The organism is Bradyrhizobium sp. CB82, from assembly GCF_029714405.1.
Lineage (GTDB): Bacteria > Pseudomonadota > Alphaproteobacteria > Rhizobiales > Xanthobacteraceae > Bradyrhizobium.
Genome location: NZ_CP121650.1, coordinates 1,966,591 through 1,992,557, shown reverse-complemented (window position 1 = coordinate 1,992,557; position 25,967 = coordinate 1,966,591). Strand labels below are relative to the sequence as shown.

Genomic DNA, 25,967 nt, shown 5'->3' with positions numbered 1-25,967 from the left:
CAGCTTGCCGTCCTGTTTGAGCTTCTTGAATTTGTTTTCCCACTGGTCTTGCGAGCCGGGATTCTCATCGTTGGCAGCAATCCGCTCGCGATAGAATTTTCCCGCAAGCGCACTCGCCTGCTTGAAGGTGAGCGTCTGGACACCGCTCCTCAGGCTTGCCCAGCGCTTTGCGACTTCGGCGGCCTTCACAGCATGAAGCAGCTTCGCCTCGTCCGGATCCCGAGTCCGAAGCGAATGCTTCTCCTCCCTCTTTTTGAGGATCGGACGAAGCTTGGCCGGAACGGCCTTGCGAAACCAATAGATGCCGGTGACCGGGTGCGGCCAGGGGCGCGCCATTTTGAGGACCATTCCTTTGTACCAACCTTTTGTACCAACGGCTGGTAAGGAAAGCCCTTATTTTCCTGAAGGATTCGATTTTACAGGCACTTAAGGGGCTGCTTGGCGGAGAGGGAGGGACTCTCGTCCCCGTTGTCGCCCGGCTGCGCAATCGAATCCTTGGAATTTCATCCTATTCACGTGAGAGTCGCCGATCACAAGAACGGCTATTCGATTTGAGGGTTTGAGCGCAGGAAGCGGATCGGGCTCGATCGTCGAGTCAAAAGGAAAGCTTCAAGGATTAGATTAACAGTCCATCCGCAGGCCGACGCGGCGCTACCAATTTGCTACGAGATCGCGCGCCGAACGTCACGATCGGTGAGGTTGATGGCAAGCAACTGATTCGACGTGATTATTTGGTAGCGGGGGAGGGACTCGAACCCCCGACCCCAGGATTATGATTCCCGTGCTCTAACCAGCTGAGCTACCCCGCCACAGGGCTCGCGGGGCCGAAACGGCCGATCTCGCGAACGCGCGGCATATAAGGAAGGGGGCGGCGGCCTGTCAAGCAAAGTGGCCGAGATTGCCGGGGTGATTTCGGTGACGGAATCCAGCCCGTTCCACGCCAAATCCGTTTGCTTTCGGGCTCCAGATTCGTGGAGAGCCGCCCTCACCCGGAATTCGCGCCTCGCGCGGACTTCACCGCTCCCCGCCCGGGAGAGACGAAGCAACGAGCCTACTTCGGCCGGATCGTGGGGTCACCGCCGGGGCTGCCGGGGGTGGGATGACGGGGGTCCTGCCGACATCCGGCGCAGGTGCGCGCATTTCGGGGTCGACGCCCGCGGGCGGGCAGAGGACGCCGTCGGATTGCGCCAGTTTGTCGCCGAGGGGTTCCCGGGCCTGGCCGGTGGTCGAGCCATTGGGCGTCACCGTGCCGCGGGGGCGATCCGTCTGGGTCGGCGTGCAGTCGCTGGCGCGCTGCGGGGGCGGCGGCGCGGTCGCCTGCGGCGGCGTCGCCGGGCTGGGTGGGGCCTGCGCGATCGCAGGCGCGGCGGCCGCGATCAGCAGGCTTGCGAGCATGAGTTTTGATATCGTGCACATGAAACGGAAACGCCCAGCGATATGCGCATGTTCCAGCTAAAGCGCGACCAATTCGCACTCTAGCTCTTCTTGCACACGATCTTGTCGGAAAACCGCTACACACGTTTCCGAATCGTGCGCTGTCACGTTCACGATTTGCGGTAGCGGATCAGCGAAAAGTGGCCCATCGGCGGCATCGGCCGCCGCTCGGCGAGCGTGATGCCACCATGCCGCGCCGCCCAGTTGACCAGTCGTTCCCAGGGAAACTCGGGGCGCCAGCCAAGCCTTCTTGCGAGCGGCGCAAAGGCCAGCTCGAACAGTTTTCGCGGGCCGCTTTCCGCGCCGATGTGATTGACGAGGATGAGCTCGCCGCCGGATTTCAGCACACGCACGAACTCGTCGAGCGTGCCTTCGGGGTCGGGCACCGCGGTGATGACATATTGCGCGACCACCGCATCGAAGAAGCCGTCGCGGAATGCGAGGTTCTTCGCATCCATCACGCTGAGCACCTCGACATTGACAAGGTTTTCCGCACGCACACGCTGTTGCGCCTTGCGCAGCATCGGCTCGGAGATGTCGACGCCGCAGACTCTTGTCGAGCGCGAATAGTCCGACAGCGACAGCCCGGTGCCAACACCGACGTCGAGGATGCGGCCGCCGATCTTGTCGGCCTCTGCAATGGTCGACTGCCGTCCCGCATCAAACACCTTGCCGAAGACGAGATCGTAGACCGGCGCCCAGCGGCCATAGGCCTTCTCGACCCCGGCACGCGAGATATCTGCTGCCATGCCCCCTGCCCTGAAGAATTTAGATTTTCGTCTTGCGCATGATCTCCGCGCAAACGCGTTCCGCGTTTGTCGCGAGGGAAAATCGCTGCGCACTGTTCCGGATCATGCGCTAGCGCACCGCTTCTACCAGCGGTCTCGTCGTGCTGCTGGCGACTTTCGCGGCTGCGCTCTGAATAAAGCCGCCGCCGAGCACGCGCGCCTGCCCCGAAGGCGCATCGTAGAACACGCAGGCTTGTCCGGGCGAGACGCCCTCTTCGCCGGCGACCAGCTCGACCTCGTAGTGGCCGTTGCCGCCGCGCAGCCAAGCCGGCTGCGGCGCGCGGGTCGAGCGCACGCGTACGAACATTTCGAGGCCATTACCGATCGCGCGATCGATATCAGCGTCGCCGATCCAGTTGACGTCGCGCAGCACGATGCTGTGCATCTTCAAGGCATCGCGCGGGCCGACAACGACGCGGCGGGTCGCGGCCTCGAGTCGCACCACGTAAAGCGGCGAGCCGGAGGCGATGCCCAGGCCGCGGCGCTGACCGACGGTGAAATTGGCAATGCCGTGATGCTGGCCGATGACGCGGCCGTCGAGATCGACGATGTCGCCCGGCTCCATCGCGTTGGGGCGCAACCGGGTGATGATGTCGGTGTAGCGCCCGGTCGGCACGAAGCAGATGTCCTGGCTGTCGTGCTTGTCGGCAACGCTGAGGCCGAAGCGGCGCGCGAGCTCGCGCGTCTCGGTCTTGGTCATGTCGCCGAGGGGAAAGCGTAAATAGTCGAGCTGCTCGCGCGTGGTCGCAAACAGGAAATAGCTCTGGTCGCGCTCGCTATCTGCGGCGCAGACGAGCGCGCGGGAGCCGTCTGCGAGGCCGCGCGAGGCGACATAGTGGCCAGTCGCCAGCGCGACCGCGCCGAGCTCGCGCGCGGTCTTCAGAAGATCGCGGAATTTGACCGAGCGGTTGCACTCGATGCACGGCACCGGCGTCTCGCCGAGCGCGTAGCTGTCAGCGAAATTGTCGATGACGGACTCGCGAAAGCGGTCCTCATAGTCGAGCACGTAATGGGGAATGCCGAGCTTGGCGGCGACGTCGCGCGCGTCGTGGATGTCCTGGCCGGCGCAGCAGGCGCCTTTGCGATGGGTCGCCGCGCCATGGTCATAGAGCTGAAGGGTGATGCCGACGACGTCGTAGCCTTCGGCCTTCAGCAGCGCAGCGGTCGTCGAGGAGTCTACGCCGCCCGACATGGCGACGACGACCCTGGTGTCCTGCGGACGGCCTTCGAGATCCAGACTGTTGCGCATGGTTCCGGCTGTTGAATGCGACTGCTGCGGAAGCGTTCCGCTGTCCCCAGCGCCTATCGGGTCGGGAAAGGAGCGGTCTCAGGGAACGGAAATGGTTCCATGAGGTCGGCTTGCCCGGTCGAAAACGGCTGAGAGCTACCCTTTAATATAGGCCGTATTCCTGTGAAGCAATCGCGGGGGAGCCTTTCGCCGCGCGCTTGGGGGCAATTCTTGCCGGGAGGCAGAATTGGGCTGGGTTTCCGAGGCCTTTCCAGGGCCACAGGCGGCGCTTCAAACACTTGATTTTATTATGTAAAGCAACGTTGAGCCAGGCTGGCCCGCTCCTTGCTAACCTGTTGTCCCGAGTTCATTTCAAGGGGCGTGTCCGTGGTCAGCGTGACGTCAGATGTAGCCGCAAGCGTGTCGATCCAGACCGCGCCGCCAAAACCTGCCCGCTCGCGGGGGTCGACGGCGAACGACCAGTTCGGCGCGCTCGTCGACAGCAACACGGCCGCTGCCAGCGGCATGCCGCGCCAGACCTCGGATCCCGCGCCGCGCCGCACCGACAGCGCGTCCTCATCCTCCTCCGACAAGAGCACGCGCGACACGTCGTCGACGGACTCCTCGTCGCAGAGCAAATCGACAGACACGACCGATAGTTCGACCTCTGCCGCCACCGACGCGCCGGCCGATCCCACCAAGGCGACCGACAAGACCAAAGGCAAGCCGGACGCGTCCGGCACGAAATCCAGCGAAAAATCCGACGACGGCAAGGGCGACAAGACCGAGGACACTGATGCTCTGGCCGCCGCCATTCAGGCCGATCCCACGCCAGCAGCCGCCACCGCAACGCCCGATCCGAACGCCGTTGTCGCAGCCCCGGTCGTTCCGGTCGATTCGAACGCGGCCGCGAGCCAGGCGAACGGCAATTCAAGTTCGCCGCTGACGATCGCAGCCGCCGGCATTGCCGCAAGTGCCTCGACCGCCGCGCAGATCACTGCGCCTGCGGTCAAGACCGACGCAACCGGCGACAAGACCGCCGCGACCACCAATGCGGGTACCGCCGCAAAAGCCGCGCTGGATGCGGCCGCCACCGCAACGACCGACGCTTCGCCGACCGATCCGCAAACGCAGGGCGCACTGTCCGCCGCCGTCGCGCAGGCAACCCCCAAGACCTCGTTCAAGGTGGCGGCAACGACGCAGCAGAACACGGACGTTTCCGATCTCGGGCAGGATTCGACCAGGACGAGCGCGACCAGCACGACGCCCAACCAGGCGGCGGCGACCGCGAACCCGAACGCGGCCGCGCATCCGCAAGCCGCCAAGCCGCAGGTCGAGGGCAACACGACCGAGGCCAAGGCCGATGCATCTGACAAGCCAGCTCCTGCGGCAGCCGCCCCGGCATCGGCGCACGACCACACGGCCAACACTCAGGCGTTGACCAGCACGACGGATACCAACTCCCTGGCCGCCTCCGCGGTGCAGGCGCCGCTGACCACGACCACCTCGACCGCCAGCGCGTCGACAGCGACCCTGACCGCGACCGCGGCGACCGCCACCGCCGTGCCGATTAGCGGCGTGCCGGTCGAGATCGCGGCGGCTGCGCGCGCCGGCAAGACCCGGTTCGACATCAGCCTCGATCCCGCCGAGCTGGGCCGCATCGACGTGCGCATCAACGTCGACCGCAACGGCCAGGTTACCTCGCATCTCACCGTCGAGAAGCCGGAGACGCTCTCGATGCTGCGCCAGGATGCGCCGCAATTGCAGCGCGCGCTCGACGATGCCGGCCTCAAGACCGGCAGCAACGGCCTGTCGTTCAGCCTGCGCGATCAGAACTCGTCCGGGCAGAACAACAGCAACAGCAACAACAACGACAACGGCAGCAATGCCCGCCGGCTGATTATCAGCGACGAGGACGCAGTTCCGGTCGCGCCGGTGGGGCGCGGCTACGGCCGCATGCTCGGATCGAGTAGCGGCGTCGATATCAGAGTGTGAGGACTGTTCGATATGACCACCACGAATGCCGCCACCGCCCCCTCAGTCATTTCCGGCACGACCCAAACGGCATCATCGTCGTCCTCGTCGAGCTCCAGCCTGAGCTCGACCACCGGCTCGACGCTTGCGGGCAACTTCCAGACCTTCCTGACGCTGCTCACCACGCAACTCCAGAACCAGAACCCGCTCGATCCACTCGACACCAATCAGTTCACCCAGCAGCTCGTGCAATTCGCCGGAGTCGAGCAGCAGCTCAAGACCAACACCGAACTTTCGACCCTGGTGACCCTTCAGCAGACCGCGCAAGCGACCCAGGCGCTGAATTTCGTCGGCAAGACCGCGGTGGTCGACGGCACGACCGCCACGATGACCAATTCGTCGGCGACCTGGCACCTCAGCGTCCCCTCCAGCGCGACCGTCGACATCTCGATCGCCAACTCCAGCGGCCAGACCGTCTTCACCGGCAAGTACACCGCTGGCGCCGGCGCCGACATTCCGTTCACCTGGAACGGCCAGGGCAATGACGGCACGCAGTGGCCCGACGGCAAATACACGATCAGCGCGACCGGCAAGGACGTCTCGGGGAATTCGGTCGGCGTCGCCGCGCAGGTGCAGGGCACAGTGTCTTCGGTCGACCTGACGCAATCGCCGCCGTTGCTGACGATCGACGGCAGCACCTACACGGTCAGCCAGGTCAAGAGCATCGTCAGCACCAGCAGCAACTGAGGCTGGACGCACGCTACATTAGGCAGTGTCGTCCCCGCGCAGGCGGGGACCCATGACCCAAGGGAGTGGTTCTAGGGCAAGGTAGCAACCCCAAGTGTTCGCAAAAACCGCGCGCGGGCCAACTTGTTAGTAAAGTATTTACGAAATCGCCCGCTTGGCCGGTTGGAGACCCCCATCCCACCGGCCGGGCCGATCGCGTTCCAGCCATTTTCAACGAGAATTGTATTGAAGCCTTAGGCTTAGCCAATTTTTAAGCCGACCGGCGTAGGGTTACGGCGTGAGTTCAGTGGTTGAGAGTTTGTGAGTACGCCATGACAGAACCCCATCGCCCGAGGGTGAAATACGTCATCGGGCCGGACGGCAGCCCTTTGACGATCGCGGACCTGCCTGCACCGGGGACCAAACGCTGGGTCATCCGACGCAAGGCTGAAGTCGTTGCCGCGGTCCGAGGAGGCCTCCTCTCCCTCGAGGAAGCCTGCAGCCGTTACACCCTGACGGTCGACGAATTCCTCTCCTGGCAGTTTTCCATTGACCAGCATGGTCTGGCCGGACTGCGCACCACGCGCATCCAGCAGTATCGCCAGTAAGCGATCTGGAAATCCGCCAAGTTTGACGCAAATCGGCCTCGCTCTGCGAGGCCGATTTTTTTCATGTCGCGACTTTCGTCGCACCTCTTAACCTTCGTTAACCATATCGAAACCATCACCTAGGCAATAATTGCCCAGTCGGCCTTCGGATAGCGGCCGAATCTTCGGGGCGGTTGCTTGCAAGGTCTGTTGGACTTCCTGAAAGGTATCGGTGCCGCCAGGTTCGGGGCGATGATCGCGGTCACCGCCGCGCTCATCGGCTTCTTTGCCTTCGTCATCATGCGCGTGACCACGCCGCAGATGACGACGCTGTTCACCGACCTCAGCGTCGAAGATTCCTCCAGCATTATCAAGGATCTGGAACGCCAGGGCATCCAGTTCGAGCTGCGCAATGAAGGCAGCATCATCATGGTGCCCAAGGATAAGGTCACGCGGCTGCGCATGAAGCTTGCCGAAGGCGGCCTGCCCAAGGGGGGCGGCGTCGGCTACGAGGTGTTCGACAAGTCGGACGCGCTCGGCACCACCAGCTTCGTCCAGAACATCAATCATCTGCGCGCGCTGGAGGGCGAGCTCGCCCGAACCATCCGCGCCATCGACCGCATCCAGGCCGCTCGCGTCCACCTCGTGCTGCCGGAGCGCCCGCTGTTCTCGCGCGAGGCGCCGGAGCCGTCGGCCTCGATCGTGGTGCGGGTCCGCGGCTCGCTGGAAGCGCAGCAGATCCGTGCGATCCGCCATCTCGTCGCCTCCGCCGTCAACGGGTTGAAGCCGCAGCGCGTCTCGATCGTCGACGAATCCGGTCAGTTGCTCGCCGATGGCGCGGCATCCGACCCCGACCAGGCGCTTGGCGATGAGCGCCGCACCGCGTTCGAGAAGCGGATGCGCAAGCAGGTCGAGGACATCGTCTCTTCCGTGGTCGGCTCGGGTCGCGCCCGGGTACAGCTCTCGGCCGATTTCGACTTCAACAAGATCACCCAGACCTCCGACAAGTTTGATCCCGAAGGCCGCGTGCTGCGCTCGAGCCAGACCCGGGAAGAGAGCAGCCTCACCGCCGACAATAACGGCCAGGTCACCGTCAACAACGAGCTGCCGGGCAATCAGCAGAACAGCGGCGTGGTCGCCAAGGACCAGAGCAAGAAGACCGAAGAAACCAACAATTACGAGATCTCCCGCACCACCAAGACCGAGGTAACCGAGGCCGGCCGAGTCAACCGCATCTCGGTCGCGGTCCTGGTCGACGGCATCTACTCCAAGAACGACAAGGGCGATCTGGTCTATCAGGACCGCACCAAGGAGCAGCTCGACCGCATCGCCACGCTGGTGCGCTCGGCGATCGGCTTCGACCAGAAGCGCGGCGACCAGGTCGAGGTCGTCAACCTGCGCTTTGCCGACGCGCCGTCGACCGCCCCGATCGCCGAGCCGTCAGGCTTCCTCGGCATGCTCCAGTTCACCAAGGACGACGTGATGTACTTCGTCGAGCTCGGCGTGATGATGCTGCTCGGCCTTGTCGTGATGTTCATGGTGATCCGGCCGCTGGTGAAGCGGATCCTCGCCTCCGACGAGATCGCAGCCTTGACCAGCGCGCTGAGCGCCCCTGCGCTGACCGACGAATCCGCTTCAGCTTCGGGCGGCGGCCACGCGCTGGTCCCGAGTGGCAACGCCACGGCGAGCGCGATCGACGTCGCCACCATCCAGGGCCAGGTCCACGCCCAGTCCGTTCATCGCGTCGGCGAGCTCGCCGAGCGCAACCCCAATGAAACCGTCGCCATCATCCGCCAATGGCTGAGCGAACCCGCGAAATGATTCGAGAAGTGAATTGACATGGCTGCTTCCTTACAAAACGCCAACTCGCAAGACATCACCAGCGTGATCTCGACGCTCGGGCAGCGTGCCGGCAACCGGGCCAAGGACAAGTCCGAGCCGCTGGCGGGACCGAAGCGCGCCGCCATCCTGATGCTGGCGCTCGGCGAGCAATATGGCGGCAAGATCTGGTCGCTGCTCGACGACGATGAGGTGCGCCAGCTCTCGCTGGAGATGTCCACCCTCGGCACGGTCGAGGTCGACACTGTCGAGGACATGCTGCTCGAATTCGTCTCGCGCATGTCGGCATCCGGCGCGCTGATGGGCAATTTCGACGCCACCGAGCGATTGTTGCAGCAATACCTGGCCCCGGAGCGCGTCAACGGCATCATGGACGAGATCCGCGGCCCTGCGGGGCGCAACATGTGGGAGAAGCTCTCCAACGTACAGGAAGAGGTGCTCGCCAACTACTTGAAGAACGAATACCCGCAGACCATCGCGGTGGTGCTGTCCAAGCTCAAGCCGGAGCACGCCGCGCGCGTCCTCGGCATCCTGCCCGAGGAGCTGGCGCTCGATGTCGTCAACCGCATGCTGAAGATGGAGGCGGTGCAGAAGGAGGTCATCGAAAGCGTGGAGAGGACGCTTCGCGTCGAATTCATGTCGAACCTGTCGCAGACCCGCCGCCGCGACGCCCACGAGGTGATGGCGGAAATCTTCAACAATTTCGACCGCCAGACCGAAACGCGCTTCATCACCTCGCTGGAAGAGGAGAACCGGGAATCGGCCGAGCGCATCAAGGCCCTGATGTTCACCTTCGACGACCTCGTCAAGCTGGACTCCGGCTCCGCCCAGACGTTGATGCGCAACGTCGACAAGGACAAGCTCGCCGTCGCGCTGAAGAGCGCCAACGAGGACGTCCGCAACTTCTTCTTCGGCAACATGTCCTCGCGCGCCGCCAAGATGCTCCAGGACGACATGGCAGCGATGGGACCGGTCCGGCTGCGCGACGTCGACGAGGCGCAGGCGCTGCTGGTCAACCTGGCCAAGGACCTCGCCGCCAAGGGCGAGATCATGCTGACCAAGAACCGCGCTGACGACGAATTGGTGTACTGATGGCTGCGCCCGCGAAATTCCTGTTCGACAACGACTTCTCCGCGCCCGACCGGTCGCGCGAGAAGGCTGCGAGCGCAGCCGAGATCGCACAGAAGATCGCGGCCGCCGAGGCGCGCGCCTACCAGGCCGGCTTCGACGCCGGACAACGCGAGGCCAAGGCCGAGAGCGATCGCCGCGTCGCGCTCGCCATGGAAGAGATCAACATATCGGTCAGGGGCATCGCGTCGGGCATCGGCAATATCGAGGTCAGGATGGAGACCGAGGCGGTCGACGTCGCGGTCGCGGTGGCGCGCAAGCTGTGCGCCGATCTGATCGCCGCTGAGCCGCTCGGCGAGATCGTCGCGCTGGTCAAGGACTGCTTCTCGCACCTGGTCGCGACGCCGCACCTGGTCGTCCGCATCAACGAGGCGCTCTACGAGAGCGCGCGCGAGCGGATCGAGCGGCTCGCCAAGCAGAGCGGCTTCGAGGGCCGGCTGGTGATCCTGGCTGAGCCGGAGATTGCGACCGGCGACTGCCGGATCGAATGGGCCGATGGCGGCGTCGTGCTCGAGCGCGGCGCCATTCTCGGCAAGATCGACGAACTCGTCGGACGCTATATCGCGTCCCGCAAGGGGAACTAAGTCATGAGCGACACCGACGGACAGGTCCCGCTTCCCGATCTCAACGGCCCGATGGCGCCGACCGGCACCGATGTGGGCTACAACGAGGACGAATACGCGGCCCGCGTCGCCGCCGACCTCGAGGCCGTGTTCGACGTGCCGGTGCAGGTTTCCGCCGTGCTCGGCCGCTCCAAGATGGACGTCGGCGAACTCCTGAAGCTCGGTCCCGGCACCGTGCTCGAGCTCGACCGGCGCGTCGGCGAGGCCATCGACATCTATGTCAACAACCGCCTCGTCGCGCGCGGCGAGGTGGTGCTGGTCGAGGACAAGCTCGGCGTCACCATGACCGAAATCATCAGGACCGAACGCAGCTAGTTGGTTTGAGCATGATCTTCTCGGAAAACCGCTGCGCACTTTTCCGGACCACGCAATCGCAGGGAATGACGCGCGGCAGCGCGAACAGACGGACAGGAGACTGACATGCGGCTTCTCATCGTTGGCACATTGAAGGGCCAGCTCACCACCGCCACCAAGATCGCGATGGAGAACGGCGCCACCGTGACCCACGCCGAGGATCACGAGCAAGCGATGCGTGTGCTGCGCGGCGGCAAGGGCGCCGACCTGCTGCTGGTCGACGTCGCCCTCGACATCCGCGATCTCGTGATGCGGCTGGAAGCGGAGCACATCCACGCTCCCATCGTCGCCTGCGGCATTACCAACGACGCCCGCGCCGCGGTCGCCGCGATCCACGCCGGCGCCAAGGAATACATCCCGCTGCCGCCGGAGCCGGAGCTGATCGCCGCCGTGCTCGCCGCGGTCGCCAACGATTCCCGCGAGCTCATCTATCGGGACGACGCCATGGCGCGCGTGGTCAAGCTCGCTCAGCAAATCGCGGGCTCGGACGCCTCGGTCATGGTCACCGGCGAATCCGGCACCGGCAAGGAGGTGCTGGCGCGCTACGTCCATACGCGCTCGACGCGCGCCAAACGCCCCTTCATCTCCATCAACTGCGCCGCGATCCCCGAGCACCTCCTCGAATCCGAGCTGTTCGGTCATGAGAAGGGCGCCTTCACCGGTGCGGTCGCCCGCCGCATCGGCAAGTTCGAGGAGGCGACCGGCGGCACGCTGCTGCTCGACGAAATTTCCGAGATGGACGTCCGCCTGCAATCGAAACTGCTCCGCGCCATCCAGGAGCGAGTGATCGACCGAGTCGGCGGCACCAAGCCCGTTCCGGTCGATATCCGCATCATCGCGACTTCGAACCGCAACCTGGCGGAAGCCGTGCGCGAAGGCACGTTCCGCGAGGACCTGCTGTTCCGCCTCAACGTCGTGAACCTGAAGATCCCGCCGCTGCGCGAGCGTCCCGCCGACATCCTCGAACTGGCCCAGCACTTCGTGAAGAAATATGCCGAGGCCAACGGCGTGCCGCTGCGCCCCATTTCGGCTGAAGCGCGCCGGGTGCTCTCGACCAACCGCTGGCAGGGCAACGTCCGCGAGCTCGAGAACACCATACACCGCGCGGTACTGATGGCGCAGGGCGACGAGATCGGCGCTGACGCCATCATCACGCCGGACGGCGACCGCCTCGACGTCGCCAGAACAGCTCCCGCCGTAGCGCACGCCACGATGGCAGCCGAGCAGGTGACACGGGCACTGGTGGGACGTACCGTCGCCGACGTCGAGCGCGATCTGATCCTGGAGACGCTGAAGCACTGCCTCGGCAACCGGACCCATGCCGCCAACATCCTCGGCATCTCGATCCGCACGCTGCGCAACAAGCTCAACGAATATGCCGACGGCGGCATCCCGATCCCGCCCGCCGGCACGTCGGGCGAATATCCGCGCCTGCCGGCGATGGGGGCGTAGGGCTCCAGCGAATATTGAGAATGCGAATGCCCGGGCTCAGTCCCGGGCATTTTTTGGGTGCAAACGCAAGCCGTCGCCACACCCTCCGCCGTCGTCCTGGCGGAAGCCAGGCTTTCGCCAGGACGACGATGAGGAGACATCGCGGGGTCTCACCCCGCGAACTCTGACATGGCCGCACCGCATCCGGCGACTAGGTCCCGCCCGCGCAAAGTCCTATAAGCGCGAACGAGATGCAGCGAGGTGACTATGTCTGAAGCCCAAATCACGGAATGGCTGGCGTCGCAGAAGCAGGCGATGATCGACCTGTTGCGCGACGTCGTGAACATCGATTCCGGATCCTACGACAAGGCCGGCGTGGACGCGGTCGGCGCGCGCTTCGAGCGGCACTTTGCCGAGCATGGCATTTCGAGCTGGCGGGAGAGCCACGGCACGTTCGGCGACGCTATCCATGCCACCGTGGCCAAGCCCGGCAGCAACGAGAAGCCGATCCTCCTGATGGGGCATCGCGACACGGTGTTCGGCAAAGGCGAGGCCGAACGACGCCCCTTCACGATTCTGGACGGCCGCGCCTATGGCCCGGGGGTCGCGGACATGAAGGCTGGTCTCGTCATGAACGTGTTCGTGGCCGCGGCCTTCCAGAAATTCGGCGGCAGCCCGCACCCGATCAAGGTCCTGATCACCTCGGACGAGGAGATCGCCTCGCCCTCGTCGCGACCGGTGATCGAGCGCGAGGGACGGTCCGCGCGCGCCGTCTACAATTCCGAGCCGGGACGGCCGACCGGTAACGTGGTCACGAGCCGCAAGGGCGGCATCTTCATGCACCTTGCCGTCACCGGCAAGGCCGCCCATTCCGGCGCGAATTTTGCGGCCGGCGTGAGCGCGATCGGCGAACTTGCGCACAAGATCGTCCATATCCATGCGCTGACCGATCTGACCAAGGGGATCACCCTGAACGTTGGACTGATCTCGGGCGGCCAGTCTGTGAACACGACGGCGCCCTATGCCGAGGGCCAGATCGATCTGCGCTATGTCGAGCCGAGGGACCGCGACGCGGTGATGGCCGCGATCGAGAAGATCGTTGCCACTTCCCACGTGCCGGGCACGAGCGCCACGCTGACGATCAAAGGCGAGTTCGTGCCGGCGGTTCAGAGCGAGGCGTCGAAGGCACTGTTCGAGGGTTACCAGGGCGCCGCGCGCGACGTCGGGCTGACCACGCTCACCGGCGAGTTCTCCGGGGGCTGCGCCGATTCAGGCTTCACCGCCGCCGTCGGCACGCCGACGATCTGCGGCGTCGGCCCCGTCGGCGGGCTTGCACACACGGTGGAGGAGTATCTCGAGCTCGACAGCATCGTCCCCCGCGCGCAGGCGCTGGCGCTGGCGATCTTGCGGAGTTAGCTCTAGTAGGGCAAAGCGAAGCGTGCCCACCACTTCTATCGCCATCGTTTGGTGGGCACGGCGCAAGGGCGCCTTTGCCCACCCGACGGCTACACCTAGCTCACGTCAAGAATAGCTCGGCGCGTCGGGATTGCGGAAGATGTGGATGGGGTCGCCGGGCACGATGTGCCGGCCGGTGATCATCGCATAGGCGTAGAGCGCGAGATAAGCGATCGCGAGCGCGCCGACGGCGTAGAAGGCCCAGGTCGCAGCGCGTTTCATGCCGGCTCCATCGTCTCCTCGGGGAGGCTCTGGCAGGGCTTCTAGATCGAGAGAAACGAAAAGGCCAGCCCGGGAAGGCGCCGCGCGGTCAAATGACGCGCCGACCCCGCGCGGGAACACTGACTTCAGCGAGCCTCGCTGCGTCCTCATCCTGGTCGACCGCGACGTACTGTCCGCGCCAATAAGCGAGCGCCGCGCTGCGGGTCGAACTCCGAAGATCACGCACGCGGCCGATGACGATGCCGTGCGAGTGACGCTCGACGATCTCCTCGACCTCGCAATCGAGCGCGGCCAGCGCGCCGGCGAGCAGCGGGACGCCGGACACGGCCGTCACCCAGTCGCTGCCGGCGAAGCGGTCGGCGCCTTTCAGCCCGCCCTTGCCGGCAAAGCGCTCGGCGACGTCGAGCTGGTCAGCGTTGAGGATGTTCACGCCGAAGGCGCCGTGACGCTTGATCAGCGGGAACGATGAGGCGTCGCGGTTGATGCTGACGAGCAGTGTCGGCGGAACGACCGACAGCGACGTCACCGAGGTCACCGTCATGCCGGTGATGTCCCTGCCGCGGCCGGCCGTGATGACGCTGACGCCACCGGTGAGGTGGCGCATGGCGCCGCGGAAATCGGCAGAGGAGATAGCGGTATCGGTCATGATATGGCGGGCAATCACGTTCATGGCAAGCTCCCCGAAATCAGGGCCCCTGTTATCTAGGTACGATCATCCGCCGAGAGAAGATGGCGCAGGATGGCGCCTTCGAGGCCCCCGAGCTCCACTGAACCGCGCTCGCGCGGCCGTGGCGCGTTAACCGTAACGTCATGGGCGATGCGGCCTTCCTCGATCACCAGCACGCGATCGGCGAGTGCAACGGCTTCCGCGACGTCGTGCGTCACCAGGATCGCGGTAAAAGCCTGGTCCCGCCAGACGCGCTCCAGGAGCCGCTGCATCGAGATCCGGGTCAACGCATCGAGCGCGCCGAGCGGCTCGTCGAAGGCGAGCACGCGAGGGTGGCTGACGAGCGCGCGCGCCAGCGCCACGCGCTGCTTCTGGCCGCCCGACAGCACCGAGGGCCACTGGTCACGCTTGTCGGCGAGCCCAACCTCGGTCAGCGCGTGCTCGGCGCGCGGATGCGCATCAAGAGAGGCGCGGTCGCGCCCGAGGCCAACCTCGACATTCGACAACACGCGCGCCCAGGGCAACAGCCGCGGCTCCTGGAACATCACCCTGATATCCTCGGGCCGCGCCGCCTCACCAAAGCTGATGGCACCGGCATCGATCTTGTCGAGGCCAGCGATCAGTCGCAGCAGCGTGCTCTTGCCGCAACCACTCTTGCCGACGATCGCGACGAACTGGCCGGCGGGGATGTGCAGGTCTATGCCGCGCAGCACCTCGTTGTCGCCGAAGGATTTGCGCAAGTTCCGGATCGTGAGCGGCAGGCCAAGAGCCGGCCGGTCCTCGCGCGCGCGCCGGCGCTCCGGCGCGATACGGGTGCGCTGGTCGCGTTCGGTCTCGGGAAGGAGAAGAGCTGTCTGCATGTCATTCTCAACGTTTCTGGAAGGCGGGGTGCCAGGCAAGCGTCAGGCGCTCGAGCACGCGCGAGGCGCTGTCGGCGAGCTTGCCGAGCAGGGCATAGATCAGGATCGACAGCACGACGACGTCGATCAGCATGAACTCGCGCGCCTGCATCGCCATGTAGCCGAGGCCGGAGGACGCCGCGATCGTCTCGGCGACGATCAGCGTCAGCCACATGATGCCGAGCGCGAAGCGGATGCCGACGAAGATCGAGGGCAGCGCACCCGGAAAGATCACGCGGCGGAACAATTCGCCGTCGCTCATGCCGTAGATGCGCCCCATCTCGGTGAGCTGCGGATCAACGGTGCGAATGCCGTGCAGCGTGTTGAGATAAATCGGGAAGAACACGCCGAGCGAGACCAAGAACAGCTTTGCGCTCTCGTCGATGCCGAACCACAGGATGACGAGCGGGATCAGCGCCAGATGCGGCACGTTGCGCACCATCTGAAGCGTCGTATCGGTCAGCTTGGCCGAGAGCTGCGAGAGGCCGTTGGCCAGACCAAAGGCGAAGCCGATGCTGCCGCCGATCAGAAAGCCGATCGAGGCGCGCCAGAAACTGACCCAGATGTTGCGCACCAGCTCGCCGGAGAGCAGCAGCTTCCAGCCCGCGAGCGCAACGTCGCTCGGCGCCGGCAGTACCCGCGTCGGCACGAGGCCGGTAATGCAGGCGATTTGCCAGATCGCGATGATGGCGAGCGGCACGATCCACTGGATCAGGCCGTCGGCGCGCGGCAGGCGCAGGGGACGCGCAACGCGCGGAAGACTGTCGATGAGGCTCATGATTGCGCTGCTTGCCTGGAGGGACGGTAGTCGTTACCGACGGTCTCGCCGAACGGACCGTTGTTCGGATGCAGCCGCGTCACGTTGCTGCCGTGCTGGAGCGACAGCAGCGGGAAGACCAGCTCGGCAAAACGATAGGCTTCTTCCAGATGCGGATAGCCGGACAGGATGAACGTATCGATGCCGAGATCCTGATACTCCCTGATGCGCGCGGCGACCGTCGGAGGATCGCCGACCAGCGCGGTGCCGGCGCCGCCGCGCACCAGGCCAACGCCGGCCCAGAGGTTCGGGCTGATCTCGAGCCTGTCGCGGCGACCGCCATGAAGCTGCGCCATGCGCTGCTGGCCAACGGAGTCCATGCGGGCGAAGTTCTTCTGCGCGAGCGCGATGGTCTCGTCGCTGACATGCTTGATCAGCTCGTCGGCGGCCTTCCATGCCTCCTGATTGGTCTCGCGAACGATGACGTGCAGGCGGATGCCGAAGGACAGCTTTCGACCGCGCCGGCCTGCGACCTCCCTCACCTTCGCGATCTTCTCGCCGACCTGCGCCGGCGGCTCGCCCCAGGTGAGATATTTGTCGACGGTGTCGACGGCGACGTCGATGCCGGCATCCGACGAGCCGCCGAAATAGAGCGGCGGACGCGGCGACTGAATCGGGTGAAACAGCAAGCGTCCGTCCTCGATGCGGATGTGCTTGCCCTCGACATTGACGGTCTTGCCGGCAAGCAGGTCACTATAGACATTGAGAAACTCGCGGGTGACCTCGTAACGCTCGTCATGGGCGAGGAAGATGCCATCGCCTTTGTTCTCGACAGGGTCACCGCCGGTGACGACGTTGATCAGCAGCCGGCCGTTCGTGACGCGGTCGAGCGTCGCGGTCATGCGCGCCGCAACGGTCGGCGATTGCAGGCCTGGCCTGACGGCCACGAGGTAACGCAGCCGCTCGGTGAAGGGCGCGACGCTCGAGGCGACGATCCAGGAATCCTCGCAGCTTCGCCCGGTCGGCAGCAGCACGCCGAAGTAACCGAGCTGATCGGCAGCCTGCGCGATCTGGCGCAGGTAGTTGAAATTCACCTCGCGACCCCCCTGCGACGTGCCGAGATAGCGGCCGTCGCCATGGGTCGGCAGGAACCAGAGGATGTTGCTGTTCTGAGATTGGCTCATGGATGTCTCACGCCTGGATGATTAGTCGTAAGACGTCCCAACAGCGGCCGCCACGGTCCCTATCGACTGGACGATGGCCGCGATCACACGCTGAACGAGACGCCTCATGTTCAAACCCTTTGAAATCGGAAGATCGGTCGGCACGATCAGGTCGCCGTGCTGCGCCAGACGATGTCACGAATGACGATCGGCTTCGGTATCAAGCCGAGCAACGCAGCCAGCGCCGCTGTTCCATCGGAGATTTTCAAGAAGTCCAGACGCCGCATTCCAAACTCCCGACCGCGTGCGGCCGTGCATTCCATTGCGATGCGGGAATGATGGTGCGACTAGCAGGAAGTGTCGAGACGTCCGGGAAAATAGCGATGCCCACACTGCCGCGCGCGCGGCGCGCATGATTAATCTTTCAAACGGCCAGGCGAATGCAGAGAGAATCTTCCCGCACGCGAATGTGACATTTTGCGCGTGCTGCAAATGCGCGTGGCGGCAGCGACGAAAGTCACGATGAGGTCGGTCCGGCGCTCCGGTGACCGGACGACAAAATATCGAAAACAACCCCATGCAAAGGAGTGATCACTGCCGCACAATGTAATGCTGATTTTACGAAATCATTTGACACGTCGGGCAAATCAGGTGCATAAGACCATCATGGACCCGCGTGGGATAAGCGAGCCCTTGCGGAACTAGAGCCTCCATCTCACCGGTAGGTTCAGCAGCCCTCGGAACGCCCAGCCGCCAATCCGCACCGGCTCGTCGTCGGCCATCCGCAAGTTCTTCGCCTTCGCGAATACCGTCGGCAGCGCGACGTCGGCGATCATGGCGCGCGAGGCCCAGGCGCCGGCGCAGAAATGCGGGCCGGCACCAAAAGCGACGCTCTTCGACACATCGCGCCGCACGTCGAATTCGTCGGGGCCAACGACTCCTTGGAATGCCGCAACTGCCACAGCGCCGATTCCATGGACATCACCAAGCAGTCGCCGCGGGCTTCCGTCGCGCATCAGCGCTTCCTGTTCACGGGCGAGAAGACTTGCATCGACTGCCACAAGGGCATCGCCCACCACCTGCCCGACATGCGCGGCGTTCCCGGCTGGCAATAGGGTGCTGACAAGAGGACTTGGCCGCCGCTTGAACCGGCGGGGGGAATGGTTAGTTTTGGGGACGGGCGAATCGATCATTTTTCGCTCTCCCTCAAGACGAAAATGCCGACATTTACCCCGCATCAGGATGCCGCCCTCAAGTCCGTCGCCGACTGGCTCAAGGCAAAGCCAGGCCGAGGCGGCACGCCGCCGATCTTCCGCCTGTTCGGATTTGCCGGAACCGGCAAGACCACGCTGGCGCGGCACATCGCGGACGGCGTCGACGGCGAGGTCAAGTTCGCCGCCTTCACCGGCAAGGCGGCGCTCGTCATGCGCAACAAGGGTTGCGACAACGCCTCCACCATCCATTCCCTGATCTACCGCGCCCGCGAATCCGGCGAGGAGCAGCCGAGCTTCGAGCTGTGGGACGATGCGCCGGCCTCGAAGGCCAAGCTGATCGTGATCGACGAATGCTCGATGGTCGACGCCGAACTCGGCCGCGACCTGATGTCATTCGATTGTCCGTTGCTGGTGTTGGGCGATCCCGCCCAGTTGCCGCCGATCCAGGGCGGCGGCTTCTTCACCAATACCTCACCCGACGCGATGCTGACCGAGGTGCACCGCCAGGCGCAGGACGATCCGATCGTGCGGATGTCGATGGACATACGCGAGGGCCGCGAGCTCGAGATCGGCCGTTACGGCGAGAGCGAGGTGGTTTCGCGCAAGGAGCTCGATCCGGACCGCGTCATGAGCGCCGACCAGATCCTGGTCGGCCGCAACAACACCCGCCGCGCCTACAACATGCGCGTGCGCCAGCGCCAGAACATCGAGGACCAGTTTCCGGTCGCGGGCGACAAGCTGGTGTGCCTGCGCAACAACCGCAAGAAGGGTCTGTTCAACGGCGGACTGTGGCGCGTGAAGTCGCGCAACACCTCGCGGTCCAAGTCGCGCATCCTCAGCATGCGGCTGTCGCCGGACGAGGATTTCGGTCATAAGGTGACGAAGGTCTCGGTGCGCGCCGATTGCTTCGAGGGCGGCATCGAGCAGATCGCCTGGGAGCAGCGCAAGCCGTATGACGAGTTCGACTACGGCTACGTGCTGACCGTGCACAAGTCGCAGGGCTCGCAATGGGACGACGTCGTGCTGTTCGACGAGAGCTTTGCGTTCCAGGACAGCCGCGCAAGGTGGCTGTACACGGGGATTACAAGGGCGGCGAAACGGCTGAGCGTGGTGATTTAAAGCTCCGATGCCGTAGGGTGGGTTAGCCTTACTGTGTCACTAACCCTCATGGTGAGGAGCGCAAAGCGCGTCTCGAACCATGAGGCCCCGCCTGTGGCCCACATCCTTCGAGACGCTTGCTTCGCAAGCTCCTCAGAGGCTGTGAATCTTTTTGACTGCTCGCAAGCGGTATAGCCGAAAGCTGGTGCTGTGTGATTCTCTTGCGGTGATGGATTCGCAGGAGGGATGATGGCCGCTGATGAATTGTTTGGGGATCTGCCGGAGCAGGCAAAGCCGCAAGCCGGTGCGGCGCCGCTCGCAGCGCCGCGACTTCGTGAGCCCCAACGCGATCAAATCGAGTTGCGAGCAGTGGATATCGAGAGCCTGATCGGGGAAGACCATCCGGTGCGCCTGATCTGGTCCTATGTCGAGGAACTCGACCTGAGTGAGCTGGAGAACCGGATCAAAGCGCGGGGCGATCGGCCTGGTCACCCCGCGACATCGCCGCGGCTTTTGCTGGCGCTGTGGCTCTATGCCACCAGCGAGGGCGTCGGCAGCGCGCGCGCGTTGGAGCGGCTTTGCGAGAGCCATGACGCCTATCGTTGGCTGTGTGGCGGGGTGTCGGTGAACCATCACACGCTGGCGGACTTCCGGGTCGGTTGCGCCGACCTGCTCGACCGGCTGCTTTGCGAGCATTTGGCGGTGCTGGCGAAGGTCGGCCTCGTCAATCTGGAAACGCTGGCGCAGGACGGTGTTCGGGTCCGGGCCAGCGCCGGGGCCGCTTCGTTCCGGCGGGAGGCGACGCTCGATCGGCACCTGGCCTTGGCTGAGGCGGTGGTGGAAGACCTCAAACGCGAGGTTGACGCTCGTTCGGATGCTAGCAATCAGCGCATGAAGGCCGCCAAGGAGCGCGCCGCGCGTGAGCGCAGAGCGCGCGTCAAAGCGGCGCAGACGGCGCTCGCCGAAATCAAGCAGCAGCGCAAGGAGCGCGAAGAAAAGCGCGGCAACGGCAAGAAGCCGAAAGAGCCGCGGGCCTCCACGACGGACGCCGACGCACGGGTCATGAAGATGGCCGACGGCGGCTTCCGCCCCGCCTACAACGTGCAGGTGACGAGTGCCGCCGGCCAGCCGATCGTCGTTGACATCAAGGTCTGCAACACCGGGTCCGACCGCGGCCTGATGCGGCCCATGCTGGAGCGGCAGCGCGCGCGTCCTGGCGGGTTGCCCAAGGACCATCTCGTCGATGGCGGCTTTGGCAGTGCCGAGGACATCGAGTGGGCGCACGCCGAGGGCATCGATATCTTTTGCCCGCCCACTCAATCCAAGCACGGCACCGATCCCCATCTACCGCGACGCGGCGACGGCCCGGGGGTGTTGGCCTGGCGTGCGCGCATGGCGAGCGAAGAGGGCAAGGCCCGATACAAGCCCCGGTCGATTTGCGAGTGCATACATGCCCGCTGGCGCAACTGGGACCTGCGGCAATTGACCGTGCGCGGCCTCGAAAAGGTCCGCGCCGTCGTGCTCTGGTACGCCCTCGCCAACAACATCCTGCAAGGCAACCGCCTCGCTAGCGCATAGAGGAGCGTTCATCGACATCCCCCAACCTCGCCACAGCCGCCCAGCCCACGCGTTGCCACGACGAGGAACTGCCACATCCTTCGATGACCACGCAAAACGAGAAAGATTGGCAAGCTCTCAGGATGAGGAGTGAGAGCGTTTATGACGCAGTAAGATTAGCCGAAGGCGTAACCCACCAAGATCTATCCGCAGAGGCGTCGGCAAAGTCGGCGAGCGCGCCGTCATAATTCTTCATGAAGGTCCGCGTCCGCGCGCGGTTGGTGTGACCGACCAGCAGATTGGGTGTGTATTTGATCGCGAGATTGAAATCGTCGAGAGCGCTCTGGAGCGCGCCCTTGCGCAAATACAGCGTGCCGCGGTCATTATAGGCGCCGCCATAGTTGGGGCGCTTCTGGAGGGCGAGGTTGTAGTCGGCCATCGCGAGATCGTCCTGGCCCTTGCGCTGGTGGGCCTGGGCCTGGCCGTCGAGCGCGACCATGTTGTCGGGATCGGCGTCGCACGCCGCGGCGAAGGCTTCGAGGGCGTGGTCGAAGTCGCGCTTGTTCAGAAGCGAGAAGCCCCGCACGGTCAGCGCAATGGACTTGTCTTTCCCGGCCACGCGATCCGAGGCGAGCAGGTCTTCGCAGGCCACAAGCCGCGTCGGCAGGTCGAGCTTGCGCTCGCGGCAGGTCTCTAGATCATCGCCAGGCTTGGGGTCGGCCAGCGCGGCCGGAGCAGATGACAGCAGGATGAGAAGGGTCAGGAAAAAGACGCGCAACATTTTCGTCGAACAAGCTCCAGCGCCACTCATTCCCACTCATTCTATGTCGGTCAATCCAAGGGAGGGGTTCATCCCGGCCCGATTTTCCCCGTTTCCGGCGAGGCTAGCATGCCTTCTTCACGGGCTCGTGTCTGCCAGCGTGTAACATCCGGCCCTTCCGCCCGTATCTTGGGCAGGCCTGAATGCGGAGGCCCGGCGGGCTGTTCGCCTCGCCCCAACCACCCTAGACTGTCGCACCGACCGAACGAGGATCCGCCATGAGCCGACCCATCTTCCATCCCCTCCCCCTCCTCGCTGCCACCGCCGCGCTGGCGCTGGCCTTCGCCGCGCCCGCGCGGGCTGCGGAAGATGCGGTGGTGATCCCCGCCCCCACCGTGGACGCAGCGCCCGCAAGCGGTTTCCAGACCGCGGTCGTCGCCGGCGGCTGCTTCTGGGGCGTGCAAGGCGTGTTCCAGCACACCGCCGGCGTCATCAACGCGGTCTCCGGCTATGCCGGCGGCACCAAGGCGACGGCCGACTATCACACCGTCTCGTCGGGCATGACGGGTCACGCGGAGTCGGTCGAGATCAAATACGATCCGAAGAAGATCTCCTACGGCAAGATCCTCCAGATCTTCTTCTCGGTCGTGCACGATCCGACCCAACTCAACCGCCAGGGGCCCGACACCGGCACGCAATATCGCTCGGCGATCTTCACCACCTCCGACGAGCAGAAGAAGATCGCGGACGCCTATATCGCGCAGCTCAATTCAGCCAAGGTCTTCAGCAAGCCGATCGTGACCAAGGTCGGCGCGCTGGAGGCGTTCTATCCGGCGGAAGGCTATCACCAGGACTATCTGACGCTGCACCCGAACCAGCCCTACATCGCCTACAACGACATCCCGAAGGTCGAGAACCTGAAAAAGCTGTTCGCGGATAACTATATCGAGAAGCCGACGCTGGTCAGCGCCAGCAAGGTCACCAATTGATTGCAAGATCGCTTGCTAAACAACGGGAGATCCATGCCCGACACCAAGGCACCCACGAACGAAACCAAGGTCACCAAGAGCGAGGAGCAGTGGCGGCGCGAACTCACGCCGATGCAGTATGCGGTACTCCGCGAAAAGGCGACCGAGCGTCCATTCTCGGGCGAGTATGAGCACGACCACCGCGCCGGCACTTACGTCTGCGCCGGCTGCGGCAACGTGTTGTTCGAGTCCGACGCCAAGTTCGATTCCGGCTGCGGTTGGCCGAGCTTCACCCAGCCGGCGGTCGAGAGCCATATCGACGAGGAGACGGACTTGACCCACGGGATGGTCCGGACCGAGGTGCTGTGCTCCAAATGCAGCGGCCATCTCGGCCATGTCTTTCCCGACGGCCCGGCGCCGACGGGGCTGCGCTACTGCATCAATTCGGCGGCGCTGAAGCTCAAGCCGAGATAAGGCGGCACAAGCCGGTTCCGGCGTGGAACCCGGCGGCCGGATGTGCTTTTCTCATCTGGCGGCGCGGTCGTCAGAGGAGGATGTCATGAGTCTCGGAACCATCCTGATCATCCTCGTGATCATCTATCTCCTGGGCGGCATGTCCGGCCGGTTTGGGGGCTATGGCTATGGCATGGGCCATTCCGGCATGGGGATCGGCGGCGTGGTCCTGGTGGTGCTGATCGTGCTGCTGCTTCTTGGCAAGCTGTAACCACACAAACCATTGAATTTATTAAATTTATTTCCTTCGCGGGGCTGCCATGCGCGGATTCATCATCTGCGTTCGCAGGGGTCGCATTTTTGTCAAATCGGCCTATATTAGGGGGTGAAAATGACGTGGCCGCCTGATTGCGGCCCTCGATTAAAACCCCACACGCGCCTGAAACCGAAGAAGATCACGAGGTCTTTGACCATGCGTCCACTGCGTCCGTTCAACTTCAATACCTCCGCCGAGCTTTTCCCCGCCGCGATCCGCAAGAAGAAGCGTGCGGGCTTCACTTATCGGCGGTTCGGCACCGCGGCCGAAGCCGTGCGCTTCGCGATCGAGGAATTGCCGACGGACTCGCTGAACGGCGCGTACCTGCAGGTCGAGGAAGCTCGCTTCGACCAGAACGGCATCCGTTCGCTCTACGAGAGCGAGGCGTTCCCGTTGCCGCGCCGCCGCAAGCCGGCCGCGAACACCGACGCCGACGCGGCATAAGCTTTTTCTCATCCTCCGATGCGCGATGAGCGCGGTAGCCGAAAGGTTATCGCGCTTTTCGCGTCTAAAGCGCGACGAGGTTAGGATGAATCGTCATCGCGCTTCAGGTGTTGTTTGCGCATGATCTCCGCGCAAACGCGTTCCGCGTTTGTCGCGAGGGAAAACCAGTCACACTTTTTCCGGATCATGCTCTAGGGCGGCTGCTTGTCCAGCCAGCGGCGCAACAGGCGGACATTGCGCATGTTGGCGCGGAACATGACGTCGAAGGCATCGCCTGCGAACGGCACCATGCCGACCACACCGTCAACCGCGACATTGCCGAGCATCCGCGCCGTGATGTGCCAGGGGTGCGCCCAGCGCCCGCGCCTCACGCACAAGCCAGAGCGAAATCGCGGTGGTGATGATGTCGCCGATGACAGGGATCAGGCCGATCAGGCCGTCGATGCCGTAGCGGATATTGGTGCCTGGCAGGATGAAGGCGACGTCGAGCAGCTTTGCGATCGCCTCGAGCCGCGCCAGCCGCTGCTCGCGCGTCAGGCTGCCGAAGGGATTGGCTTTGCCAAACTCTTGGCCAAACTCGAAACCGAATTCGCGAAAGCCCTCTCCAAGCGTCTCGGGACGGATCTCGCGTCCGTCCTGATCGATGATCGGCCCGCGTGCCTCATCGTCCGAGAAGGTCGCGCGCGAGGTCGTCCCCGAACGGGGACGGCGTGTTGCAAGAATATCATCGTCAGACATCATCATCGTTTGGGCATCGTCGTCTAAGGCAAACGCGCACGCACCGCTTCGGTTGCTGCGCTGCGCCCAACCGCCATCCCCGCCCTCAGGTCGGCGCCGGAGCCGGTTGCGGCTCCTCGACATATTTATGTACGAGCCAAGATGAAATCACGCTCGGCACGAAACCGACGAGGCCGTAAAGGACCCATTGCACCGCGCCGGAATCCGCCCCGCGCGAGCCATAGGTGATGGCAGCGAGGATGAACGCGAACAGGCCGACCAGCAGCATCCGCAGCACCGGCCCGATGCGCTTGATGTGAACCAGGATGTCGTCGACCGCACCGATCATCAGCGACGGCAGGAAGCCGAACAAATAGCTGTATTGCAGGGTCTTGAAGAACACCACGAACAGCTTGCCGACCTCGCCCAAATTGGTCTGGGCCCAATAGCCGGACTGGTAGGTCGTCGTCAGCAGCAGCAGGAATCCACCGACAAACGGACCCACCAGCGCAAAAACCAGATAGCGTTTCATCAAGCACCCCTCACTCGAGACCCGCGCCCGTTATAGCAGCGCCTTGAGAACCTTGGATAGCGGGGTCGGAACCCCCGCGGAACAAGTGGCAGGCGGGCGGGTTCTGTGAACGGCTCTCATATCAAGAGATTGGATTTGGCCATGCGTTGGATGACCCTTTTCCTGGCGACGATCACGCTCACCGCATCCGGCCTCGTAAGCCTGCCGGCCTTCGCACAGGGCCATGCCGGAACCCAAGCGGAGCAGCAGGCCTGCTCGCGCGACGCCGAGCGCCTGTGCCGCAAGGATCTCGGCAATGACGGGGCGGTTCAGTCCTGCCTGCAGGCCAACCGCGCCAAGCTGTCGCGTTCCTGCCGCAAGGTGTTCGAGAGCCACGGCATGTGAGGCGCTTGCGGCGCTGCAAGACGGAGATGTCACCATGCTGCGCGATGAACAGCTCGCGATCCTCAAGGACATCAGCCAGTCCATCGCCTTCGCGGACGATCGCCATGGCGAGGTCGAGGAACTCATCATCGAAGGCTACGTCATGAAGGACGGAGACCTGTTCGAGCTGACGTCCAAAGGCATTACGGCAATCGAAGAGCATGCTGCGGCTCTCGCTGATGTGCCCTCGGCGCGCGCGTGAGGCGACCG

26 protein-coding genes, 1 tRNA gene and 4 pseudogenes are annotated in these 25,967 nt (G+C 64.3%); 18 read left to right on the top strand and 13 right to left on the bottom strand.

Translation table 11 applies throughout. The features are described 5' to 3' along the window. Positions 1 to 732 precede the first annotated feature (732 nt). The 4 genes and pseudogenes from QA640_RS09785 to mnmA form a co-directional block, all read right to left on the bottom strand. Positions 733 to 809: transfer RNA gene (locus tag QA640_RS09785), tRNA-Met, on the bottom strand. Positions 810 to 1,051: 242 nt separating this feature from the next. Next, positions 1,052 to 1,416, bottom strand: a pseudogene (locus QA640_RS09780) (hypothetical protein). A 128-nt stretch (positions 1,417 to 1,544) separates the two neighbouring features. After that, positions 1,545 to 2,183: a class I SAM-dependent methyltransferase gene (locus QA640_RS09775; protein ID WP_283040476.1), complete on the bottom strand. Its 639-nt coding sequence runs from the start codon at positions 2,181 to 2,183 to the stop codon at positions 1,545 to 1,547. Positions 2,184 to 2,292: 109 nt separating this feature from the next. Beyond that, positions 2,293 to 3,471 carry a tRNA 2-thiouridine(34) synthase MnmA gene (gene mnmA / locus QA640_RS09770; protein ID WP_283040475.1) on the bottom strand — a complete coding sequence of 393 codons (1,179 nt, stop codon included), beginning with the start codon at positions 3,469 to 3,471 and terminating at the stop codon, positions 2,293 to 2,295. 375 nt (positions 3,472 to 3,846) lie between these two features. On the opposite strand from mnmA, the gene QA640_RS09765 reads away from it, so the two are divergent. The 9 genes from QA640_RS09765 (at position 3,847) to QA640_RS09725 (ending at position 13,528) form a co-directional block, all read left to right on the top strand. Then, positions 3,847 to 5,445, top strand: coding sequence for a flagellar hook-length control protein FliK (locus QA640_RS09765; RefSeq protein WP_349253702.1), 1,599 nt, complete (start codon positions 3,847 to 3,849; stop codon positions 5,443 to 5,445). Between the two features lie 12 nt (positions 5,446 to 5,457). Continuing rightward, the gene (locus QA640_RS09760) at positions 5,458 to 6,171 is read left to right on the top strand and encodes a flagellar hook capping FlgD N-terminal domain-containing protein (protein WP_283040473.1); all 714 of its coding nucleotides are present in this window, start codon (positions 5,458 to 5,460) and stop codon (positions 6,169 to 6,171) included. 311 nt (positions 6,172 to 6,482) lie between these two features. Beyond that, positions 6,483 to 6,758, top strand: a complete 276-nt coding sequence (locus tag QA640_RS09755; RefSeq protein ID WP_002714638.1) for a DUF1153 domain-containing protein — start codon at positions 6,483 to 6,485, stop codon at positions 6,756 to 6,758. A gap of 177 nt (positions 6,759 to 6,935) precedes the next feature. Further along, positions 6,936 to 8,558, top strand: a complete 1,623-nt coding sequence (gene fliF, locus QA640_RS09750; RefSeq protein ID WP_283040472.1) for a flagellar basal-body MS-ring/collar protein FliF — start codon at positions 6,936 to 6,938, stop codon at positions 8,556 to 8,558. Positions 8,559 to 8,576: 18 nt separating this feature from the next. Continuing rightward, positions 8,577 to 9,668, top strand: coding sequence for a flagellar motor switch protein FliG (gene fliG / locus QA640_RS09745; protein ID WP_283040471.1), 1,092 nt, complete (start codon positions 8,577 to 8,579; stop codon positions 9,666 to 9,668). Next, positions 9,668 to 10,288 (top strand): FliH/SctL family protein, encoded by a 621-nt coding sequence (locus QA640_RS09740; protein ID WP_283040470.1) that lies wholly within the window; start codon positions 9,668 to 9,670, stop codon positions 10,286 to 10,288. Before fliG ends, QA640_RS09740 begins: the two co-directional genes overlap by 1 nt. A 3-nt stretch (positions 10,289 to 10,291) precedes the next feature. Beyond that, complete coding sequence (gene fliN / locus QA640_RS09735) at positions 10,292 to 10,642, top strand: flagellar motor switch protein FliN (protein WP_027523198.1); 351 nt, start codon at positions 10,292 to 10,294, stop codon at positions 10,640 to 10,642. A 105-nt stretch (positions 10,643 to 10,747) separates the two neighbouring features. Next, entirely contained in the window at positions 10,748 to 12,133 is a 1,386-nt protein-coding gene (locus tag QA640_RS09730) for a sigma-54 dependent transcriptional regulator (RefSeq protein ID WP_283040469.1), read from the top strand. A 246-nt stretch (positions 12,134 to 12,379) separates the two neighbouring features. Next, positions 12,380 to 13,528, top strand: coding sequence for a M20 family metallopeptidase (locus tag QA640_RS09725; RefSeq protein WP_283040468.1), 1,149 nt, complete (start codon positions 12,380 to 12,382; stop codon positions 13,526 to 13,528). Positions 13,529 to 13,633: 105 nt separating this feature from the next. On the opposite strand, the gene QA640_RS09720 is transcribed toward QA640_RS09725, so the two are convergent. The 6 genes and pseudogenes from QA640_RS09720 to QA640_RS09695 form a co-directional block, all read right to left on the bottom strand. Continuing rightward, positions 13,634 to 13,789 (bottom strand): hypothetical protein, encoded by a 156-nt coding sequence (locus tag QA640_RS09720; protein ID WP_283040467.1) that lies wholly within the window; start codon positions 13,787 to 13,789, stop codon positions 13,634 to 13,636. Positions 13,790 to 13,877: 88 nt separating this feature from the next. Further along, the gene (locus QA640_RS09715) at positions 13,878 to 14,459 is read right to left on the bottom strand and encodes a flavin reductase family protein (protein ID WP_283040466.1); all 582 of its coding nucleotides are present in this window, start codon (positions 14,457 to 14,459) and stop codon (positions 13,878 to 13,880) included. A 32-nt stretch (positions 14,460 to 14,491) separates the two neighbouring features. Next, positions 14,492 to 15,316: an ATP-binding cassette domain-containing protein gene (locus tag QA640_RS09710; RefSeq protein WP_283040465.1), complete on the bottom strand. Its 825-nt coding sequence runs from the start codon at positions 15,314 to 15,316 to the stop codon at positions 14,492 to 14,494. Between the two features lie 7 nt (positions 15,317 to 15,323). Then, positions 15,324 to 16,133 carry an ABC transporter permease subunit gene (locus QA640_RS09705; RefSeq protein ID WP_283040464.1) on the bottom strand — a complete coding sequence of 270 codons (810 nt, stop codon included), beginning with the start codon at positions 16,131 to 16,133 and terminating at the stop codon, positions 15,324 to 15,326. Further along, the gene (gene ssuD / locus QA640_RS09700; RefSeq protein WP_283040463.1) at positions 16,130 to 17,296 is read right to left on the bottom strand and encodes an FMNH2-dependent alkanesulfonate monooxygenase; all 1,167 of its coding nucleotides are present in this window, start codon (positions 17,294 to 17,296) and stop codon (positions 16,130 to 16,132) included. Before ssuD ends, QA640_RS09705 begins: the two co-directional genes overlap by 4 nt. 680 nt (positions 17,297 to 17,976) lie before the next feature. Then, positions 17,977 to 18,201: pseudogene (locus tag QA640_RS09695) on the bottom strand (cytochrome P450); the annotation flags it as partial. A 3-nt stretch (positions 18,202 to 18,204) separates the two neighbouring features. On the opposite strand from QA640_RS09695, the pseudogene QA640_RS09690 reads away from it, so the two are divergent. The 3 genes and pseudogenes from QA640_RS09690 to QA640_RS09680 all read left to right on the top strand — a co-directional run. Further along, a pseudogene (locus tag QA640_RS09690) lies at positions 18,205 to 18,390 on the top strand (NapC/NirT family cytochrome c); the annotation flags it as partial. Positions 18,391 to 18,492: 102 nt separating this feature from the next. Next, on the top strand, positions 18,493 to 19,608 hold the full coding sequence (locus QA640_RS09685; protein WP_283040462.1) for an ATP-dependent RecD-like DNA helicase: 1,116 nt from the start codon (positions 18,493 to 18,495) through the stop codon (positions 19,606 to 19,608). A gap of 225 nt (positions 19,609 to 19,833) precedes the next feature. After that, positions 19,834 to 21,165 carry an IS1182 family transposase gene (locus tag QA640_RS09680; RefSeq protein ID WP_283035864.1) on the top strand — a complete coding sequence of 444 codons (1,332 nt, stop codon included), beginning with the start codon at positions 19,834 to 19,836 and terminating at the stop codon, positions 21,163 to 21,165. A 139-nt stretch (positions 21,166 to 21,304) separates the two neighbouring features. Here the strand turns inward: QA640_RS09680 and QA640_RS09675 are convergent, their stop codons facing one another. Then, positions 21,305 to 21,925, bottom strand: a complete 621-nt coding sequence (locus QA640_RS09675; protein WP_283040461.1) for a hypothetical protein — start codon at positions 21,923 to 21,925, stop codon at positions 21,305 to 21,307. A 257-nt stretch (positions 21,926 to 22,182) separates the two neighbouring features. Here QA640_RS09675 and msrA point away from each other — a divergent pair, with 257 nt between their 5' ends. The 4 genes from msrA (at position 22,183) to QA640_RS09655 (ending at position 24,085) form a co-directional block, all read left to right on the top strand. After that, positions 22,183 to 22,893 (top strand): peptide-methionine (S)-S-oxide reductase MsrA, encoded by a 711-nt coding sequence (gene msrA, locus QA640_RS09670; RefSeq protein ID WP_283040460.1) that lies wholly within the window; start codon positions 22,183 to 22,185, stop codon positions 22,891 to 22,893. A 33-nt stretch (positions 22,894 to 22,926) separates the two neighbouring features. Then, a complete protein-coding gene (gene msrB / locus QA640_RS09665; RefSeq protein WP_283040459.1) occupies positions 22,927 to 23,346 on the top strand; it encodes a peptide-methionine (R)-S-oxide reductase MsrB in 420 nt (139 codons plus the stop codon). A gap of 85 nt (positions 23,347 to 23,431) precedes the next feature. After that, the gene (locus tag QA640_RS09660) at positions 23,432 to 23,596 is read left to right on the top strand and encodes a DUF3309 family protein (RefSeq protein WP_177248729.1); all 165 of its coding nucleotides are present in this window, start codon (positions 23,432 to 23,434) and stop codon (positions 23,594 to 23,596) included. A 201-nt stretch (positions 23,597 to 23,797) separates the two neighbouring features. Then, on the top strand, positions 23,798 to 24,085 hold the full coding sequence (locus tag QA640_RS09655) for a hypothetical protein (RefSeq protein WP_027523175.1): 288 nt from the start codon (positions 23,798 to 23,800) through the stop codon (positions 24,083 to 24,085). Positions 24,086 to 24,276: 191 nt separating this feature from the next. On the opposite strand, the pseudogene QA640_RS09650 reads toward QA640_RS09655, so the two are convergent. Next, positions 24,277 to 24,829: pseudogene (locus tag QA640_RS09650) on the bottom strand (DUF4112 domain-containing protein). 79 nt (positions 24,830 to 24,908) lie between these two features. Continuing rightward, a complete protein-coding gene (locus QA640_RS09645; RefSeq protein ID WP_283040458.1) occupies positions 24,909 to 25,334 on the bottom strand; it encodes a DUF5413 family protein in 426 nt (141 codons plus the stop codon). Between the two features lie 150 nt (positions 25,335 to 25,484). Between QA640_RS09645 and QA640_RS09640 the strand changes: the two genes are divergently transcribed. Both QA640_RS09640 and QA640_RS09635 read left to right on the top strand, forming a co-directional pair. Beyond that, positions 25,485 to 25,718 (top strand): hypothetical protein, encoded by a 234-nt coding sequence (locus QA640_RS09640; RefSeq protein ID WP_283042755.1) that lies wholly within the window; start codon positions 25,485 to 25,487, stop codon positions 25,716 to 25,718. Positions 25,719 to 25,752: 34 nt separating this feature from the next. Continuing rightward, positions 25,753 to 25,959 (top strand): hypothetical protein, encoded by a 207-nt coding sequence (locus QA640_RS09635; RefSeq protein WP_283040457.1) that lies wholly within the window; start codon positions 25,753 to 25,755, stop codon positions 25,957 to 25,959. The last annotated feature ends 8 nt before the right edge of the window (positions 25,960 to 25,967 follow it).

Bases quoted from the DNA above. Each gene is read 5' to 3' on its own strand.
- QA640_RS09775 (WP_283040476.1), bottom strand. From the start codon at position 2,183: ATGGCAGCAGATATCTCGCGTGCCGGGGTCGAGAAGGCCTATGGCCGC.
- mnmA (WP_283040475.1), bottom strand. From the start codon at position 3,471: ATGCGCAACAGTCTGGATCTCGAAGGCCGTCCGCAGGACACCAGGGTC.
- QA640_RS09760 (WP_283040473.1), top strand. From the start codon at position 5,458: ATGACCACCACGAATGCCGCCACCGCCCCCTCAGTCATTTCCGGCACG.
- QA640_RS09755 (WP_002714638.1), top strand. From the start codon at position 6,483: ATGACAGAACCCCATCGCCCGAGGGTGAAATACGTCATCGGGCCGGAC.
- fliG (WP_283040471.1), top strand. From the start codon at position 8,577: ATGGCTGCTTCCTTACAAAACGCCAACTCGCAAGACATCACCAGCGTG.
- QA640_RS09740 (WP_283040470.1), top strand. From the start codon at position 9,668: ATGGCTGCGCCCGCGAAATTCCTGTTCGACAACGACTTCTCCGCGCCC.
- fliN (WP_027523198.1), top strand. From the start codon at position 10,292: ATGAGCGACACCGACGGACAGGTCCCGCTTCCCGATCTCAACGGCCCG.
- QA640_RS09730 (WP_283040469.1), top strand. From the start codon at position 10,748: ATGCGGCTTCTCATCGTTGGCACATTGAAGGGCCAGCTCACCACCGCC.
- QA640_RS09725 (WP_283040468.1), top strand. From the start codon at position 12,380: ATGTCTGAAGCCCAAATCACGGAATGGCTGGCGTCGCAGAAGCAGGCG.
- QA640_RS09720 (WP_283040467.1), bottom strand. From the start codon at position 13,789: ATGAAACGCGCTGCGACCTGGGCCTTCTACGCCGTCGGCGCGCTCGCG.
- QA640_RS09715 (WP_283040466.1), bottom strand. From the start codon at position 14,459: ATGAACGTGATTGCCCGCCATATCATGACCGATACCGCTATCTCCTCT.
- QA640_RS09710 (WP_283040465.1), bottom strand. From the start codon at position 15,316: ATGCAGACAGCTCTTCTCCTTCCCGAGACCGAACGCGACCAGCGCACC.
- QA640_RS09705 (WP_283040464.1), bottom strand. From the start codon at position 16,133: ATGAGCCTCATCGACAGTCTTCCGCGCGTTGCGCGTCCCCTGCGCCTG.
- ssuD (WP_283040463.1), bottom strand. From the start codon at position 17,296: ATGAGCCAATCTCAGAACAGCAACATCCTCTGGTTCCTGCCGACCCAT.
- QA640_RS09685 (WP_283040462.1), top strand. From the start codon at position 18,493: ATGCCGACATTTACCCCGCATCAGGATGCCGCCCTCAAGTCCGTCGCC.
- QA640_RS09680 (WP_283035864.1), top strand. From the start codon at position 19,834: ATGATGGCCGCTGATGAATTGTTTGGGGATCTGCCGGAGCAGGCAAAG.
- QA640_RS09675 (WP_283040461.1), bottom strand. From the start codon at position 21,925: ATGTTGCGCGTCTTTTTCCTGACCCTTCTCATCCTGCTGTCATCTGCT.
- msrA (WP_283040460.1), top strand. From the start codon at position 22,183: ATGAGCCGACCCATCTTCCATCCCCTCCCCCTCCTCGCTGCCACCGCC.
- msrB (WP_283040459.1), top strand. From the start codon at position 22,927: ATGCCCGACACCAAGGCACCCACGAACGAAACCAAGGTCACCAAGAGC.
- QA640_RS09660 (WP_177248729.1), top strand. From the start codon at position 23,432: ATGAGTCTCGGAACCATCCTGATCATCCTCGTGATCATCTATCTCCTG.
- QA640_RS09655 (WP_027523175.1), top strand. From the start codon at position 23,798: ATGCGTCCACTGCGTCCGTTCAACTTCAATACCTCCGCCGAGCTTTTC.
- QA640_RS09645 (WP_283040458.1), bottom strand. From the start codon at position 25,334: ATGAAACGCTATCTGGTTTTTGCGCTGGTGGGTCCGTTTGTCGGTGGA.
- QA640_RS09640 (WP_283042755.1), top strand. From the start codon at position 25,485: ATGACCCTTTTCCTGGCGACGATCACGCTCACCGCATCCGGCCTCGTA.
- QA640_RS09635 (WP_283040457.1), top strand. From the start codon at position 25,753: ATGCTGCGCGATGAACAGCTCGCGATCCTCAAGGACATCAGCCAGTCC.